Raw genomic sequence first — 15,073 nt, forward strand, 5'->3', positions numbered from 1 at the left:
AAGTGCCATCGTGGTTCCACGCGACGGGGTCACCGGCGGCGGGGCGTCCACATTTACCCTTGACCTCCCGCAGGCGTCAGGAGTAAACAGCGATCATGCAGATGACCGATGGAGCGGCAGCCGCCCGGACCCTCGCCGGCCTGATGGTTGCCGACAACCCGCGCCCGGAGTACGCCGACGCCTTCCGCCCGTTCGCACCGCTGATCGGCAGCTGGGACCTGGACGTCGCCTGGTACGACGACAGCGGCGCGATCACCCGGCAGACGAAGGGTGAGTGGCACTTCGCCTGGGCGCTCGACGGCCGCGCGGTCGCGGACATCTGGATCACCCCGAGCCGGGCGGCGCGAGCGACTGACGGCGACGGAGAGTGGGGCCTGTCGATCCGCATCTACGATCCGGAGCTGCAGGCCTTCCGCTCGACCTGGATGGGTCCGAAGGCGGCGTTCGTGATGCCGTTCATCGCGCACGCGACCGCGGACACCATCACGCTCGAGTCACAGATCGCCAACACCCGCTGGGAATTCACCGGCATCACCGACACCGGCTTCCACTGGCGCAACGAGGACATCGATGCCGACGGCAACGCCATCTTGCGGCAGACGTTCGTCGCGACCCGTCAGCCGTAGGTCGCCACCGCTGCCTCGGCCAGCTCCAGCATCCTTGCCCTGACGGCAGCCGGCTCCAGCACCTCGACGTCACCGGCGAACCCCAGAAGCACCCCGCACGCCGCCTCGCGCACCCGGAAGTGCATCCGCAGATGCGGCCACTCGTCGTCGGTCGGCACGTCCCGCGCGACCTCGCCTTTGGCCAGCATCGGCGTGGCGATCCGCCGTACCATCTCGACCCGCTCCGGCCGTACCCGGACCAGCACGTCTACTCCCACCGGCATCTGTTGCTCGAGTCCGGACCGCAGCCGCTCCCACTCGGCACGCACGTCCAAACCGTCGGGCCGTTCCGCTGCCTCTTCGAGTACGTCGGCCTGCTCGACCCGAGACACCCGGTACATGCGCGCCGCCCCGCGATGCGCCGCCACCAGGTACCACCGCCCCGCTTGCTCGACGAGCCCCCACGGGTCGACGGTTCGTTGCTGAACGCCCTCACTCGCCGACGCGTACCGCAGTCGCACCCGTCGCCGCTTGACGACGGCCTGCCGCAGTACAGGCAAGGCACCGGTGTCCTCCGCCTCCGCGAACCACCGCCGCCGGTCCACCACGATCGCACCGGACAACGCGTCCGCATCCCCCTGCAGTTCCACCGGCAACGTCGCGGACAGCTTCCCCATCGCCGAGTGCAGCGCATCCTGCAGCCCGAGCTCCTCCGACAATGCGGCCCGCCCAGACCACGCGAACAACGCCTGCGCCTCCCGCGGCGTCAGCTCACTCACATCGGCGCGATACCCGGGCAGCAACACACAGCCCCCGTTACGTCCCCGCTCGGAGTACACCGGTACGCCGGCCGCGGACAACGCCTCCATGTCGCGCATGACCGTCCGCGTCGACACCTCCAGCCGCTCAGCCAGATCCCGCGCGCTCAACCGCTCATGCCGCTGCAGCAACAGGATGATCTGCAACAACCGGTCCGCTCGCATACCGCCAACAATATGGGACAGAAGATGTCGTATATAGCCCCCGAAGCTGTCTCCATGACCAACGACCCACGCGCACTGTTCGTCCGCGCCCTCGACCAGACCCAGCAGCTCCTCAACACCACCGGACCTGACAGCCTCGACCTACCGACCCCGTGCGACGAGTACGACGTCCGCACGCTGCTGGGACATCTACTGACCTACAGGTGCCCGCCGACGCGTCGCCGTACGACCAGCTGGCCGGTTGGCAGGGTCGCCAGCCCTAGGCGATCCCGCCGTTCAGCATCAGGCCGCCGTCGATGGTGATGGTCTGGCCGGTGATCCACGACGCCTCGTCGGACAGCAGGAACCACACCAGCGAGGCGACGTCCTCCGGCCGGCCCAGCCGACGCAGCGGGTACGTCGACGCCACCTTGTCCTCGCGCCCTTCGTAGAGGGCTCCGGCGAACTTGGTCTTGACCACCGCCGGAGCCACGGCGTTCACCCGGATCTCCGGAGCCAGCTCGACGGCCAGCTCCTGGGTGACCCGGGAGAGCATCGCCTTGGTCGCGCCGTACCACCCGATACCCGGCGACGGCCCCAGACCGGCCACCGAGGACAGGTTGACCACGGCCCCGCCATGGGCGCGCATCCACGCGTCCCGGCAGGCCTTCACCCAGGCGATCGTGGCCAGCACGTTGGTGTCCACCATCTTGGCCGCGACCGTCTGGTCGACGTCCAGCAGCTTCCCGTAGATCGGGTTGATGCCGGCGTTGTTCACCAGCAGGTCCACCGATCCGTACGTCGCCACCGCCGCGGCCACGACCGTGCCTCGGTGCGTCGGGTCGGCCGCCTTGCCGGCCACGGCCAACGCGTGCTTCCGGCCGCCCAAGGTCTTGACCGCCTCGTCGAGGGTCTCCTGGGTCCGGCCGGTGATGACGACGCGAGCGCCATCGGCCACGAGACGCTGCGCGATCGCCAGCCCGATACCGCGGGAGGCTCCGGTGACGATCGCCGTACGGCCGTCCAGTCCCATCAGCTCAGGCGCTCGAGCACGATCGCCATCCCTTGACCGCCGCCGACGCACATCGTCTCGAGACCGAACTGCTTGTCCTCGAACTGCAGGCCGTTCACCAGCGTGGTCATGATCCGCGCACCGGTCGAGCCGAACGGATGGCCGAGCGCGATCGCCCCGCCGTGCACGTTCAGCTTGTCCTCGTCGATGCCGAGCTCACGCGCCGACCCGATCACCTGCACCGCGAACGCCTCGTTGATCTCGACCAGGTCGATGTCGTCGATGCTCATCCCGGCCCGCGCCAGCGCCTGCTTCGACGCCTCGACCGGACCGAGGCCCATGATCTCCGGCGACAGCCCGCTGACACCGGTCGACACGATGCGCGCGAGCGGAGTCAGGCCGAGCTCACGGGCCTTGGTGTCGCTCATGATCACGACCGCCGCGGCGCCGTCGTTCAGCGGGCAGCAGTTGCCGGCCGTCACGGTGCCGTCGGGGCGGAACACCGGCTGCAGCTGGCTGACCTTCTCCAGCGTCGTACCGGCCCGCGGCCCGTCGTCCTTGCTCACCACGGTCCCGTCCGGCAGCGTCACCGGCGTGATCTCGCGCTCGAAGAACCCGTTGTTGATCGCCTTCTCGGCCAGGTTCTGCGAGCGGACGCCGAACACGTCCTGGTCCGCGCGGCTGATACCCCGCAGCGTCGCCACGTTCTCGGCGGTCTGCCCCATCGAGATGTAGATGTCCGGGATCTGCCCGTCCGCGCGCGGGTCGTGCCAGGTGTCGTTGGTCTCGGCGTACTTCTCGGTCCGCGCAACCGCGTCGGTGAAGACCTCGTTGAACGAACTCGGGTCGCCGACGCCGGCCGAGCCGAAGTTCTTGTACCGCGAGACGCACTCGACGCCGGCGCTGACGAAGATGTCGCCCTCACCGGACTTGATCGCGTGGTACGCCATCCGCGCGGTCTGCGTCGACGACGCGCAGAACCGGTTGACCGTGGTCGCCGGCGTGTTGTCCCAGCCCAGCTGGACCGCGACCCGGCGGGCCATGTTGCCGCCGTGCTCGTCGTGCGGCTCCGCGCAGCCGAGCGCGAGATCCTCGATCTGGTCCCCGGTCAGCCCGACCTTGTCGACCGCCGCCTTGATCATCTGTACGGCGAGGTCGTCCGGCCGGATCGTCGTCAGCGACCCCTTGTACGCACGGCCGATCGGCGAGCGGGCCGTGGACACGATGACTGCTTCAGGCATCTCTCTATCCCTTTCAGAGGCCTTCTCACAGGCCCAGGTCGCGGCCGATGAGTTCCTTCATGATCTCGTTCGAGCCGGCCCAGATCTTGGTCACGCGGGCGTCGCGCCAGGCGCGGGCGACCCGGTACTCGTTCATGTAGCCGTACCCGCCGTGCAGCTGGACGCACGCGTCCAGTACTTCGTTCTGCACGTGGGCGCTCCACCACTTCGTCTTCGCGGCATCCACCGCGGACAGCCGGTCCTCGTCGTGCGCGACCACGCCGTTGTCGACGTACGCCTGCGTGACCTCGACCTTGGTGACGAGCTCGGCGATCAGGAACTTGTTGTACTGGAACGAGCCGACGGACTGCCCGAACGCCTTGCGCTGCTTCACGTACTCGATCGTCTCGTCGAGGATCTGAGTCGCGTGCGCGATGTTCGACACCGCCGCGCCGATCCGCTCTTGGGCCAGCCGCTCCATCATGTGGATGAAGCCGCGATCGATCTCGCCGAGCACGTTGTCGTCGCCGACGAACAGGTCCTCGAAGAACAGTTCCGACGTACCGGACTCGGTCTGGCCGACCTTGTCGAGCTTGCGGCCGCGGGCGAAGCCCTCCATGCCCTCCTCGACCACGAACAGCGTGATGCCCTTCGCGCCCTTCGACGGGTCGGTCCGCGCGGCGACGATGACGAGATCGGCCATGTCGCCGTTCGTGATGAAGGTCTTCGAGCCGTTGAGCACCCAGCCGCCGTCGGCCTTCTTCGCGGTCGTCTTCAACGCGGCGAGATCGGAGCCGCCCGACGGCTCGGTCATCCCGATCGCGGCGACGTACTCACCGGAGCAGAACTTGGGCAGCCAGCGCTGCTTCTGCTCCTCGGTGCCGAGGTCGACGAAGTACGGCGCGGCGCAGTCGTAGTGGATGCCGAAGCAGCTCGACAACGATGCGGAGACCTTCGAGACCTCCTCGGCGAAGACCTGGTTGAACCGGTAGTCGCCGACGCTCGAACCGCCGTACTCCTCCGGCACGTCCAGCCCGAGGAAGCCCTGCTTGCCGGCCTCCAGCCAGGCGGCGCGGTCAATCGTCTTCTCTTCGAGGAACTGCTCCATCCGCGGCACCAGCGAACGGTCGCAGTACTCCTTCGCACTGGCCCGGAACGCATGGTGGTCCTCGTTGAAGATGACGCGATCCATCTAGGCCTCCCCAAGGTGTGAGATCTGTGGCTAAGCGCTTGCTTAGCTTCACGCGTTTGGTGCAAGGTGTCAACGTGTCCGCAGTCACCGATCCCCTGGTGTGGGAGCACGTTCAGCCGGCCGCAGCCCGCCGGCTGCTGACCGGCGCCGTCGACGCGTTCGCGGAACGCGGTTACCAGGCCACGACGACCCGCGACATCGCATCCCGCGCCGGGATGAGTCCGGCCGCCCTGTACGTGCACTACCCGTCCAAGGAACGCCTGCTCTTCGAGATCAGCCTGTACGGCCACAACGCCGCCCTGGACGTACTGCGTTCCGCCGACACCGGCCCGACCCCCGCCGACCGGCTGCGCTCCCTGGTCACCGCCTTCACTGCCTGGCACGCGCAACACCACACGATCGCCCGCGTCGTTCAGTACGAGCTGGCCGCCCTGTCGCCGGAGCACCTCGCGGAGGTGGCCACGATCCGCCGAGCCATCTCCACTCAGATCGAGTCCGTCCTGGCCGACGGGGTCGCGGACGGCTCCTTCGCGGTCGACGACCTCCCCGGTACGACGCTCGCCGTACTGTCACTGTCCATCGACGTCGCTCGCTGGTACACACCACACCGCGGCGACCCGGCGGCCCTGGGCAAGCTCTACGCGGACCTCGCCGAGCGCATGGTGCAGGCATAGCAAAGACCCCGCACCACCTGGGTGCGGGGTCTTTCGGTTGCTGGAGATCAGGCCTGCAGTGCGGCCTGGACGTCGAGGTGGATGTCCACCTTGTCGCCGATCAGCAGCTTGCCGCCCTCGAGCGGCACGTTGAAGTCGATGCCCCACTCCTTGCGGCTGATCGACGCGGAGGCCTCGAAACCGATGATGGTCTGGCCGTACGCGTTCTGGTCGACACCGAGGAACTCGACCGCGAGCTCGATCGGCTTGGTGACGTTCTTGATGGTCAGCTCGCCGGCCAGGACGTAGTCGTCGCCCTCGGGCTTGATCGCGGTGCTGACGAAGGTCATCTTCGGGCTGTTCTCGGCGTCGAAGAAGTCGCCGGAGCGCAGGTGCCCGTCGCGCTGCTCGCTGCGGGTGTGCACCGACGCCAGCTCGATCGCGACGTTGGTGGTGGACTCCTCGATCGAGTCCTTGACGACGATCTCGCCGCCGAACTCCTGGAAGGTACCGCGGACCTTGGTCATCAGGTGCCGGACGGTGAAGCCGACCTCGCTGTGCGCGGTGTCGAGGGCGTACGTGCCGGTGACCAGGCCGGGGATGGTGCTGGTCGGGGTGCCGGTGGTGGTGTCGCTCATGGGGTCCTCTCGGGAAGGGGGGTCGTACTGGTCGGGGGCGACGCAGCCGTTATAGTTAAAACTTCAACCGATGACTACGACAGTAGGCATCAACGGTTTAAATGTCAACTACATTCCCGCTACACTGTTCCCGTGACGATGGAGACTGAGATGGACCGGGGGACTCGGTGGCTCAACGCCGAGCAGCAGGTCGCGTGGCGTGCGTACCTGCTGGGCACCGCACGCCTGATGGCCAAACTCGACGACGACCTGCGCCAGTTCGGCCTCGGTATCAACGACTACGAGATCCTGGTCCGGCTCTCCGAGGCGCCTGACCGGCGACTCCGGATGGCCGACCTGGCCGACCGGCTGCACCAGAGCAGGTCCCGTCTGACGCACACCGTCGGCCGCCTCGAGGCCGCCGAACTGGTCCGCCGTACGTCGTGCACGAGCGACAAGCGCGGCGTCTGGGCCGAGCTGACCGACGCCGGCTTCACGCTGCTCGAGCAGGCCGCGCCGTACCACGTCGACGGCGTCCGGGAGAACCTGGTCGACCTCGCGAGCCCCGAGGACTTCGCCGCGGTCGGGCGCGTGTTCGACTCCGTGTCCGAACACATCGGCCAGCGCTAGTCAGCGCTGCCGGGCGGGTGTGATCTCCAGAGTCAGCTCATCGCGGTTGGCGCCGCGGTAGGCCATCATCTGGTCGCGCATCCGCCGCTTGGCCGGCGGCAGGTGATTGACCGTGCGCATCGCCGTACGCATGCCTGCCAGCGCCAGCCGGCCGATGCCCGGCTTGTGCACCGAACCGTCGGACGTCATCTGCGCGCGCGACTTGAGCACCGCGTCGAAGCCGTACTCGATCATCCGGGCCTCGTAGTCGCGCACGGCCGGAACGAGTTCCTGCTTGCCGTCACGGACGTCGATCAGCTTCCGGCAGAGGTTCACCGCGTCGCGCAGGGCAGTGTTCGCGCCGACGCCACGACCCGGCGTCATGGTGTGGATCGCGTCACCGAGCAGCGTGACGTTACTGCTCTGCCAGGGGTCGAGCGGGACCGAGGTCCAGATGTTCACCGGGAAGCAGGTGCCCGGATCGGTCAGCTCGAACAGCCGGCGCAGGTTCGGATGCCAACCGGGCGTCACATCCAGCGCCGTCTTGACCAGATCCGCGCCGCGGAGCTCCATGATGTTCGCGGGCAGCTTGTCCTTGGCCGCCGACAGTCCCCAGTTGATGTAGTCGCGGGTGTTGTCGAACTGCAGCCCCGGCCAGCGCCGAATCAGTTCCTCGGTGTTGCCGCCGATCCCTTCCTTCAGGTTCCCGTCGTGGTCCCACTGGAACTCCATCACGTGGATGATGCAGCCGAACCCGCGCGGCGCGTTGACCAGCGAGATCCCCTCGAACACCTTCGGCGGCACGAGTTTCGCGCTCTCCGCGGTGATCGGGAGCTTGCCGGCGATCGCCACGATCCCGGTCTCCTCGGTCTTCGCCTGCGGCAGGTACTGACGGCGTACCCGGGATCCCGAACCGTCGGCAGCGACCAGGAGATCGCCGGTGGCACTCGTACCGTCGGCGAAGTACGCCGTCACGTGGTCGTCGTACTGCTCGAAGCGGGTGAACTCCTTGCCGAACTCCACGACGCCGTCCAGGCCGGTCAACAACACCTGACGCAGGGTCATCCGGCTGATCGACTTCTCGCTCTCGACCGGGTCGGTGGACTCCGGCAGCTCCAGCGAGAGCAGCTCCTTCAGATCCTCGGTCAGCATGTTGAAGTACTTCGGGTCGCGCGCCTTCGTGGCCACGAACGTGTCGTAGAGCTCCTTCGGCAGCAGCGCATGCAGCGCCCGGCTGCCGTCCGGGTCGATACCGACCCGGTAGCCGTGCAGACCGTCCGTCCGCAGCGCGTCGCGCTCGAACACGGACACCTCGATCCCGGCTCGCCGCAGGCCGTGCGCCAACGCGAGTCCGCCGGTCCCGCCGCCGATTACCAGCACCTTCATGATCCCTCGCCTCTTCAAGTATCTTGGTAGTCCGAGTATCTTGGAGATCCGAGAGAAATGCAAGCCCTATGCTGAGGCGGACCATGACCAGTACTCGTGAAGAGCTCACCGGCGAGATCCAGCAGCGGCTGATCCGATTCATCGCCGAGGTGGTGCTGTACAACCACGCCGTCTCGGGGCAGGTCGGACTCGGCGCGAGCGACTCCCAGTTCATGACCCTCCTGCAGACCTACGGCCCGCTGACGCCGCGCCAACTCGCCGAACACACCGGCCTGACGTCGGGCACGGTCACCGGCGTCATCGACCGGCTCGAGTCGCACGGCTTCGTCACCCGCCGGCCCGATCCCCGGGACCGGCGCAAGGTGGTCGTCACGCCGTCGATGGAAGCGATCCAGGACAAGCTCGTCCCGCTGTACGCCGAACAGGGCGAGCGGATGCACGCCGTACTGGCGACCCGCTCCGTCGAGGAGCTGAAGACGATCTCGGCGTTCCTCGCCGACTCGGTCGCTGAAGCCGGCGGCTAAAGCGTTTGAAGCCGCGGCCGCGCTCCGGGAACCTTCTGGGCGTGACGGATTTTCACCAGGACGGCCGGGCCGGCATCGACGCAGATCTGGTCCGGCGATTGATCGCACAGCAGTTCCCGCAGTGGGCCGACCTGCCGGTGACGCCGGTCAAGATCGACGGCTGGGACAACCGGACGTACCGGCTCGGCTCCGGGCTGACCGCGCGACTGCCGACGCATTCGAACTACGTGGCCGCTGTCGACAAGGAACACCAGTGGCTGCCGGTTCTCGGCCCGCACCTGCCGGTCGAGATTCCCGAGGCGGTGGCCAAGGGCGCGCCCGGTGAGGGGTATCCGCATCCGTGGGCGATCCGGCGGTGGATCCCGGGTCAGACCGCGTCGGCCGAAACCATCGCCGATCTGGACGAGTTCGCGCGGTCGATCGCGGCGTTCATCCTGGCCTTGCAGGACGTCGACGCGACCGGTGGACCACTCGCCGGTGCGCACAGCTTCCATCGCGGCGCGCCACCGGAGTACTACCACGACGAGACGCTCGAGGCCCTCGCCGTACTCAAGGGCCGGATCGACACCGATCTCGCGCGTGAGGTGTGGGACGCGGCGCTGGCGACGTCCTGGGATCGGCCGCCGGTGTGGTTCCACGGCGACATCGCCAACGGTAACCTCCTGGTCCAGGACGGTCACCTGTCCGCCGTGATCGACTTCGGTACGTCGGGTGTCGGCGACCCCGCCTGCGACCTGGTCATCGCCTACACGTTCTTCTCCGGCTCGTCCCGCGCCGCGTTCCGGGAGGCTGTCGATCACGACCCGGGCACATGGGCACGCGCCCGCGGGTGGGCCCTCTGGAAGGCCCTCATCACCGAGGACCTCCGAGTCGTCGACAACGTTTTGACCGACTACCAGACTCATACGGGCTAGCACGCTGACGAGGGCGCTCGTCGGCGCTACCGTCGGAAGATGTGGTGGTTGCTGACCGCCTTGGGGGGCGGAGGGCTGGCACTCGCGGGCAGGTACCTCTGGGACCGGCGAGCCGCACAGCGCGGTGAAGCCGAGGAACTGGAGGAGATCCGCAAGCTGGCCGACGAGGACGTGACGCTGCTCGGCGAGGAGCTGCGGCGGCTGGACACGCAGGTCGCAGGACACCCGCTCGATCCGGACGCGCGGTCGGACTACCAGGTCGCGCTCGACGCGTACGAGGCTGCGCAGCGGGCCGTCAATGGCATCCGAAAGGCCGACGGGATCAGCTCGGTCACCGACACCTTGGCGACCGGGCGCTACGCGATCACCTGCGTCCAGGCGCGCCTGCAGGGCGTACCCGTGCCGGAGCGGCGGGTGCCGTGCTTCTTCAACCCGCAGCACGGGCCGTCGGCGATCGACATCGTCTGGACCCAGCCGAAGGTCGGCACCCGGACCGTACCGGCGTGTGCACAGGACGCCGCCCGCATCCGCGCCGGTGACCAGCCGGAGGTCCGGTACGTCCGGTACGGCAGCCGCCGCGTCCCGTACTGGGAGGCCGGCGCCGCGATCACGCCGTACGGCATGGGGTACTTCGCCGCCGGCGCGGGCGCGAGCTACATCGCGCTCGCCAGTTTCCAGGCGCAGAGTGGCACGTGGGGAGACAGCGGCGGACACGGCTTCGGTGGCTTCGACGGGGGCGGTTTCGACGGGGGTGGCTTCGACGGCGGAGGGGGCGGCGACGGCTGACTCAGAGGTACGCCGTCACGCCTTCGTACTCCGCCACCGGTGCAGCGCCGACCGTCTCGTACTCGAGCAGTAGCAGACCGCTCGGTGTCGCCTCCTGCGTCGTGAGCCGCAGACCCGTCGCGTCACCGGGATGCTCGAACAACCGCCTCCCGCTGCCGACCACGGTCGGCGCGACGACCAAGCGCACCAGGTCGACCACGCCTGCCTTCAGCAGTGCATTGCCGAGTCGCGCACTGCCGTGGATCTGCAGCTCACCGTCCGCCTGTCGCTTCAGCTCCTCGACATCGTCGACGCTGCGCAGGACGGTCGTCGGATGCCACGTGCCTGCAGTGAGCGTGCTGCTCACCACATACTTCGGCAGCGAGTTCATCCGCTCGGTGTACGGGTCGTCGGGGTCGGTGATCTGCGGCCAGTCCCGCGCGAAGGCGTCATACGTGCGTCGCCCGAGGAGCAGGCCGTCGGCGCGTTCCAGCCACTCGGCGGTCCGCCGTACGAACAGGTCGTCGATGTGCGGCACGAGCCAGCCGCCGCGGGTGAAACCGTCGCTCGTGTCCTCGGTCGGCGAGCCTGGACCCTGGCTGACGCCGTCGAGGCTGACGAACTCCGTCAGCACGAGCCTCATCGCTCGACCACCGCAGCGAGCTGCTCGATGACGGTGCCCCAACCGTCGGCGAACCCGAGCTCCGCGTGCCGTTTGCGACTCGTGGGATCGCCGTGCCGGGCCACCATCCGGTACGCCGTACCGTCGGGGTGATCGCCCAGGAACACGTCGCCGGTCACCGCGATCGGCTGCGGATCCGCCGGACGCCACGTGCTGTCGATCGCGTTCGTGAACGCGATCCGCTCGAGCTCGTCGGCCACCAGGATCGCCGCATCGAGATGCGGGACGAACTCGCCGCCGTCCTCGCTGAGCCGCGTGACGATCGCCCCGCCCGGCCGCACGTCCAGCCGCTCGACGCGGCAGACCGCCGGCGCCGGCACCCACCACTGCTCGAACCGCTTCGGATCGGTCCACGCCCGCCACACGGCCTCCCGGGGCGCACGGATCACCCGCTCCACCAGCAGGTCCAGCTCCGGATCGAACTGCTGACCACTCACGATTCCTCCACCGGTTCCTCCGTTGTGACGAAATGCTCCAGCCGGTCGGTGCGCTCCTCCCAGATCCGCCGCTGTTCGGCGAGCCAGTCGTCCACCAGATCCAGCCGCTCACGGTTGAGCACACAGGTCCGCACCCGCCCGGTCTTCACCGTGCGGATCAGGCCGTTCGACTCGAGCGTCCGGACGTGCTTCATGAACGACGGCAACGTGATCGGGAACTCGGCCGCGAGCTCCCCCACGCTCGTCGGTCCCCGTCCCAGCTGCCGGATCACGCTCCGCCGCGTCGGGTCGGCCAGCGCCACGAACACACCGTCGACCTCCGCCGAATACTGTGCCATGAGGCTAAGTATTGTCATGACTCGATAGTTAGCGCAAGGGCTAAGTGTCGGATAGCACGAAGGACCCCGGCTCCTGGGTGGAGGCGGGGTCCTTGTACGGCGTGCTCAGAAGGCTCAGTCGCGTGTGAGCTTGCGGTACGTGACGCGGTGCGGGCGCGCCGCCTCCGGGCCGAGGCGCTCGACCTTGTTCGCCTCGTACGACGCGAAGTTGCCCTCGAACCAGAACCACTTCGCCGGTTCGTCGGCGGTGCCCTCCCAGGCCAGGATGTGGGTCGCCACGCGGTCCAGGAACCACCGGTCGTGGGACACGACTACCGCACAGCCCGGGAACTCCAGCAAGGCGTCCTCGAGCGACTGCAGAGTCTCGACGTCCAGGTCGTTGGTCGGCTCATCGAGGAGCAGCAGGTTGCCGCCCATCTTCAGCGTCAGCGCCAGGTTCAGCCGGTTCCGCTCACCGCCGGACAGGACGCCGGTCGGCTTCTGCTGGTCCGGCCCCTTGAAGCCGAAGGAGGCGACGTACGCCCGGCTCGGCATCTCGAAGTTCGCGACCTTGATGTAGTCGAGCTCGTCGGACACCTGCTGCCAGACGGTCTTCTTCGGGTCCAGGCCGCCGCGCGACTGGTCGACGTACGAGATCTTGACCGTCTCGCCGAGCTTCAGCGAGCCCGCGTCCGGCTGCTCCTCGCCGACGATCATCCGGAACAGCGTCGACTTGCCGACGCCGTTCGGGCCGACGATGCCGACGATGCCGGCCCGCGGCAGGCTGAAGCTCAGGCCGTCGATCAGCGTGCGGTCGCCGAAACCCTTCTCCAGCTTCGAGACCTCGAGCACGGTGCTGCCCAGTCGCGGACCCCCCGGGATGTTGATCTCGTCGATGTCCAGCTTCCGGGACCGCTCGGCCTCGGCCGCGAGCTCCTCGTAGCGGGCCAGCCGGGACTTGCTCTTGGTCTGCCGGGCCTTCGCGTTCGACCGGACCCACTCGAGCTCGCGCTCCAGGATCTTCTGCCGCTTGGCGTCCTTCTGCCCCTCGACGACCAGCCGCTGCTGCTTGGTCTCCAGGTACTTCGAGTAGTTGCCCTCGTAGCCGTACGTCCGGCCGCGGTCGAGCTCGAGGATCCACTCGGCGACGTTGTCCAGGAAGTACCGGTCGTGGGTGATCGCCATGACGGCGCCGGGGTACTTCTGCAGGTGCTGCTCGAGCCACAGCACGGACTCGGCGTCCAGGTGGTTGGTGGGCTCGTCGAGCAGCAGCAGGTCGGGCTGCTGCAGCAGCAACTTGCACAGCGCGACCCGGCGGCGCTCACCACCGGACAGGTTGTCCACCAGTACGTCGGCCGGCGGGCAGCGCAGCGCGTCCATCGCCTGCTCCAGCTGGGCGTCGACATCCCAGGCGTTGCGGTGGTCCAGCTCAGTCTGCAGGTCACCCATCTCGGCCAGCAGCGTGTCGTAGTCGGCGTCCGGATCGGCCAACTCGGCGGAGATCTCGTTGAAACGGTCCAGCTTCTGCTTGGTGTCGCCGACCCCTTCCTCGACGTTCTCCAGCACGGTCTTACCCTCGGTCAGCGGCGGTTCCTGCAGCAGGATCCCGACCGTCGCACCCTCGGCCAGCCGAGCCTCGCCGTTGGAGGGCTGATCGAGCCCCGCCATGATCTTGAACAGCGAGGACTTACCGGTGCCGTTCGGCCCGACCACGCCGATCTTCGCGCCGGTGAGGAAGTTCAGCGTGACATTGTCGAGAACGACCTTGTCGCCGTGCGCCTTCCGGACGTTGCGAAGCGTGTAGATGAATTCCGCCATACCCCAGAGCCTATGTGCTCGGGTGGCCCGTTTCCCAACCAGCCCTTCGCGCCCGTCCACAGGCTGGAAGTTCATCCGCCCGGTCCGGTGCGGATCGGTGCACCTTCTCCGGTGACCGCACACCCCTCCGGACGGAAGGCACCCCACCATGAGCCTCGGCGACACCTATCTCACAGTTCTGGGCTGGATCGGCAGCGACCCCGATTTCAAGGAGATCCGCCAGACCCCGCAAACAAGCTTCCGCCTCGGCTCGACCCCCCGCCAGTTCGACAAGGCTCTGAACACCTACGTCGACAAACCCACGACTTGGTACACCGTCCAGTGCTGGCGAGGCCTGGCCCAGAACGCCTTCGAATCCATCCGTATCGGCCAGCCCGTCATCGTCACCGGCCGACTCCGCACCCACGAATGGACCGACGACTCCGGCGAACAACACAGCCGCGTCATCCTCGAAGCCTTCTCCCTGGGCCACGACCTCAGCCGCGGTACGACGACCTTCGCGAAGAACGCGCCGCGCGCGGACTCGGTCCGCACGCCTGTCGAGTCCGCGGACCGCCCGACCGAGACGACCGCGGCGCCGTACCCGCCGGACGAGTACTCCGTCACACCCCTCCCGCTGTCCGCGACGGCGGAGGCGGCATGACCACATCAGTCTTGACTTATATAAGCCCTGACCGGCATTCTGAGGAACATCTCAGCAGCCGAGCAGGAGAGGGAACCATCCGTGATCGACATTCTCGAGCACATCAACGCGGTCCAGCGCGAGGTCAGCCGCACCGGCGAGACCGTGACAGTGCTGATGCGCCGCTCCTACCAAGCCGAGCCGGCGGAGGTGTGGGACGCCCTGACGGACCCGGAGCGGATGCGGCGCTGGTTCATGCCGGTCACCGGGGACCTCAAGGTCGGCGGCTCGTTCCAGCTGGAGGGCAACGCCGGCGGCGACATCCTGGAGTGCGACCCGCCGAAGAGCTTCAAGGTGACCTTCGGCGGCCCGAACAGCCTGCTCGAGCTGCGGCTGCTGCCCGGCGCGGGGTCCTCCACCGAGCTCGAACTCGAACACTCGATGGGCGAGGCCCCGGCCCCCGGTGGCTCCGGCGCGCTGTGGGTCGGTCCGGGTTGGGACGGCGCCCTGCTCGGCCTGGCCCTGTACGTCACCGGCGAACTCCCGGCCGACGCCGACCCGGTGCAGATGGCCGACTCCCCCGAGGTCATCGACTACAACGAGCAGTCCGTCCGCGCCTGGATCGAAGCCATCCGGGCGTCCGGCACCACCACGGAGGAGGACCTCCTCAGCGCCGCCAAGATCTCCCTGTCGCAGTACGCGCCAGACGCCGAGCTCTGAGTCTCACCTGGGACGTGC

18 protein-coding genes are annotated in these 15,073 nt (G+C 68.0%); 8 read left to right on the plus strand and 10 right to left on the minus strand.

Going from position 1 to position 15,073, the window contains the following annotated elements; genetic code table 11:
• The first annotated feature begins 95 nt into the window (after positions 1-95).
• Positions 96-626 carry a hypothetical protein gene (locus tag ACLJOO_RS19335; protein WP_410788559.1) on the plus strand — a complete coding sequence of 177 codons (531 nt, stop codon included), beginning with the start codon at positions 96-98 and terminating at the stop codon, positions 624-626.
• On the opposite strand, the gene ACLJOO_RS19340 is transcribed toward ACLJOO_RS19335, so the two are convergent.
• The 4 genes from ACLJOO_RS19340 to ACLJOO_RS19355 all read right to left on the minus strand — a co-directional run bounded on the left by ACLJOO_RS19340 (position 617) and on the right by ACLJOO_RS19355 (position 4,991).
• Positions 617-1,588, minus strand: a complete 972-nt coding sequence (locus tag ACLJOO_RS19340) for a helix-turn-helix transcriptional regulator (protein WP_410788560.1) — start codon at positions 1,586-1,588, stop codon at positions 617-619. The two genes, ACLJOO_RS19335 and ACLJOO_RS19340, sit on opposite strands and share 10 nt — an antisense overlap.
• A 259-nt stretch (positions 1,589-1,847) precedes the next feature.
• The gene (locus ACLJOO_RS19345) at positions 1,848-2,600 is read right to left on the minus strand and encodes an SDR family oxidoreductase (protein WP_410788561.1); all 753 of its coding nucleotides are present in this window, start codon (positions 2,598-2,600) and stop codon (positions 1,848-1,850) included.
• A complete protein-coding gene (locus ACLJOO_RS19350) occupies positions 2,600-3,820 on the minus strand; it encodes an acetyl-CoA C-acetyltransferase (protein WP_410788562.1) in 1,221 nt (406 codons plus the stop codon). Before ACLJOO_RS19350 ends, ACLJOO_RS19345 begins: the two co-directional genes overlap by 1 nt.
• 25 nt (positions 3,821-3,845) lie before the next feature.
• Entirely contained in the window at positions 3,846-4,991 is a 1,146-nt protein-coding gene (locus ACLJOO_RS19355; protein ID WP_410788563.1) for an acyl-CoA dehydrogenase family protein, read from the minus strand.
• Between the two features lie 74 nt (positions 4,992-5,065).
• On the opposite strand from ACLJOO_RS19355, the gene ACLJOO_RS19360 reads away from it, so the two are divergent.
• A complete protein-coding gene (locus tag ACLJOO_RS19360) occupies positions 5,066-5,665 on the plus strand; it encodes a TetR/AcrR family transcriptional regulator (RefSeq protein WP_410788564.1) in 600 nt (199 codons plus the stop codon).
• Positions 5,666-5,712: 47 nt separating this feature from the next.
• On the opposite strand, the gene ACLJOO_RS19365 is transcribed toward ACLJOO_RS19360, so the two are convergent.
• Complete coding sequence (locus ACLJOO_RS19365) at positions 5,713-6,282, minus strand: YceI family protein (RefSeq protein WP_410788565.1); 570 nt, start codon at positions 6,280-6,282, stop codon at positions 5,713-5,715.
• Positions 6,283-6,432: 150 nt separating this feature from the next.
• Here ACLJOO_RS19365 and ACLJOO_RS19370 point away from each other — a divergent pair, with 150 nt between their 5' ends.
• Entirely contained in the window at positions 6,433-6,891 is a 459-nt protein-coding gene (locus ACLJOO_RS19370) for a MarR family winged helix-turn-helix transcriptional regulator (RefSeq protein ID WP_410788694.1), read from the plus strand.
• Here the strand turns inward: ACLJOO_RS19370 and ACLJOO_RS19375 are convergent, their stop codons facing one another.
• Positions 6,892-8,256: an FAD-dependent oxidoreductase gene (locus ACLJOO_RS19375; protein ID WP_410788566.1), complete on the minus strand. Its 1,365-nt coding sequence runs from the start codon at positions 8,254-8,256 to the stop codon at positions 6,892-6,894.
• An 83-nt stretch (positions 8,257-8,339) separates the two neighbouring features.
• Between ACLJOO_RS19375 and ACLJOO_RS19380 the strand changes: the two genes are divergently transcribed.
• From ACLJOO_RS19380 to ACLJOO_RS19390, 3 genes are read left to right on the plus strand one after another with little or no spacing between them, the layout of a single operon-like run.
• The gene (locus tag ACLJOO_RS19380) at positions 8,340-8,780 is read left to right on the plus strand and encodes a MarR family winged helix-turn-helix transcriptional regulator (protein WP_410788567.1); all 441 of its coding nucleotides are present in this window, start codon (positions 8,340-8,342) and stop codon (positions 8,778-8,780) included.
• A 41-nt stretch (positions 8,781-8,821) separates the two neighbouring features.
• Positions 8,822-9,694, plus strand: a complete 873-nt coding sequence (locus ACLJOO_RS19385) for an aminoglycoside phosphotransferase family protein (protein ID WP_410788568.1) — start codon at positions 8,822-8,824, stop codon at positions 9,692-9,694.
• Between the two features lie 39 nt (positions 9,695-9,733).
• Positions 9,734-10,480, plus strand: coding sequence for a hypothetical protein (locus tag ACLJOO_RS19390; RefSeq protein WP_410788569.1), 747 nt, complete (start codon positions 9,734-9,736; stop codon positions 10,478-10,480).
• A gap of 1 nt (position 10,481) precedes the next feature.
• Here the strand turns inward: ACLJOO_RS19390 and ACLJOO_RS19395 are convergent, their stop codons facing one another.
• From ACLJOO_RS19395 to ettA, 4 genes are all read right to left on the minus strand, one after another.
• Positions 10,482-11,102, minus strand: a complete 621-nt coding sequence (locus tag ACLJOO_RS19395) for a dihydrofolate reductase family protein (RefSeq protein ID WP_410788570.1) — start codon at positions 11,100-11,102, stop codon at positions 10,482-10,484.
• The gene (locus ACLJOO_RS19400) at positions 11,099-11,578 is read right to left on the minus strand and encodes an SRPBCC domain-containing protein (RefSeq protein ID WP_410788571.1); all 480 of its coding nucleotides are present in this window, start codon (positions 11,576-11,578) and stop codon (positions 11,099-11,101) included. The genes ACLJOO_RS19395 and ACLJOO_RS19400 overlap by 4 nt, the downstream gene beginning before the upstream one ends.
• Positions 11,575-11,916 (minus strand): ArsR/SmtB family transcription factor, encoded by a 342-nt coding sequence (locus ACLJOO_RS19405; RefSeq protein WP_410788572.1) that lies wholly within the window; start codon positions 11,914-11,916, stop codon positions 11,575-11,577. Before ACLJOO_RS19405 ends, ACLJOO_RS19400 begins: the two co-directional genes overlap by 4 nt.
• A gap of 114 nt (positions 11,917-12,030) precedes the next feature.
• Positions 12,031-13,713 carry an energy-dependent translational throttle protein EttA gene (ettA, locus tag ACLJOO_RS19410; protein WP_410788573.1) on the minus strand — a complete coding sequence of 561 codons (1,683 nt, stop codon included), beginning with the start codon at positions 13,711-13,713 and terminating at the stop codon, positions 12,031-12,033.
• Between the two features lie 148 nt (positions 13,714-13,861).
• On the opposite strand from ettA, the gene ACLJOO_RS19415 reads away from it, so the two are divergent.
• On the plus strand, positions 13,862-14,356 hold the full coding sequence (locus ACLJOO_RS19415; RefSeq protein WP_410788574.1) for a single-stranded DNA-binding protein: 495 nt from the start codon (positions 13,862-13,864) through the stop codon (positions 14,354-14,356).
• 81 nt (positions 14,357-14,437) lie between these two features.
• Complete coding sequence (locus tag ACLJOO_RS19420) at positions 14,438-15,055, plus strand: SRPBCC family protein (protein ID WP_410788575.1); 618 nt, start codon at positions 14,438-14,440, stop codon at positions 15,053-15,055.
• Positions 15,056-15,073: the final 18 nt, after the last annotated feature.

Source organism: Kribbella sp. C-35, from assembly GCF_046549195.1.
Classification (GTDB): Bacteria; Actinomycetota; Actinomycetes; order Propionibacteriales; family Kribbellaceae; genus Kribbella.

Bases quoted from the DNA above. Each gene is read 5' to 3' on its own strand.
- ACLJOO_RS19345 (WP_410788561.1), bottom strand. From the start codon at position 2,600: ATGGGACTGGACGGCCGTACGGCGATCGTCACCGGAGCCTCCCGCGGT.
- ACLJOO_RS19390 (WP_410788569.1), top strand. From the start codon at position 9,734: ATGTGGTGGTTGCTGACCGCCTTGGGGGGCGGAGGGCTGGCACTCGCG.
- ACLJOO_RS19355 (WP_410788563.1), bottom strand. From the start codon at position 4,991: ATGGATCGCGTCATCTTCAACGAGGACCACCATGCGTTCCGGGCCAGT.
- ACLJOO_RS19335 (WP_410788559.1), top strand. From the start codon at position 96: ATGCAGATGACCGATGGAGCGGCAGCCGCCCGGACCCTCGCCGGCCTG.
- ACLJOO_RS19415 (WP_410788574.1), top strand. From the start codon at position 13,862: ATGAGCCTCGGCGACACCTATCTCACAGTTCTGGGCTGGATCGGCAGC.
- ACLJOO_RS19340 (WP_410788560.1), bottom strand. From the start codon at position 1,588: ATGCGAGCGGACCGGTTGTTGCAGATCATCCTGTTGCTGCAGCGGCAT.
- ACLJOO_RS19380 (WP_410788567.1), top strand. From the start codon at position 8,340: ATGACCAGTACTCGTGAAGAGCTCACCGGCGAGATCCAGCAGCGGCTG.
- ACLJOO_RS19375 (WP_410788566.1), bottom strand. From the start codon at position 8,256: ATGAAGGTGCTGGTAATCGGCGGCGGGACCGGCGGACTCGCGTTGGCG.
- ACLJOO_RS19365 (WP_410788565.1), bottom strand. From the start codon at position 6,282: ATGAGCGACACCACCACCGGCACCCCGACCAGCACCATCCCCGGCCTG.
- ACLJOO_RS19350 (WP_410788562.1), bottom strand. From the start codon at position 3,820: ATGCCTGAAGCAGTCATCGTGTCCACGGCCCGCTCGCCGATCGGCCGT.
- ACLJOO_RS19395 (WP_410788570.1), bottom strand. From the start codon at position 11,102: ATGAGGCTCGTGCTGACGGAGTTCGTCAGCCTCGACGGCGTCAGCCAG.
- ACLJOO_RS19370 (WP_410788694.1), top strand. From the start codon at position 6,433: ATGGACCGGGGGACTCGGTGGCTCAACGCCGAGCAGCAGGTCGCGTGG.
- ettA (WP_410788573.1), bottom strand. From the start codon at position 13,713: ATGGCGGAATTCATCTACACGCTTCGCAACGTCCGGAAGGCGCACGGC.
- ACLJOO_RS19405 (WP_410788572.1), bottom strand. From the start codon at position 11,916: ATGGCACAGTATTCGGCGGAGGTCGACGGTGTGTTCGTGGCGCTGGCC.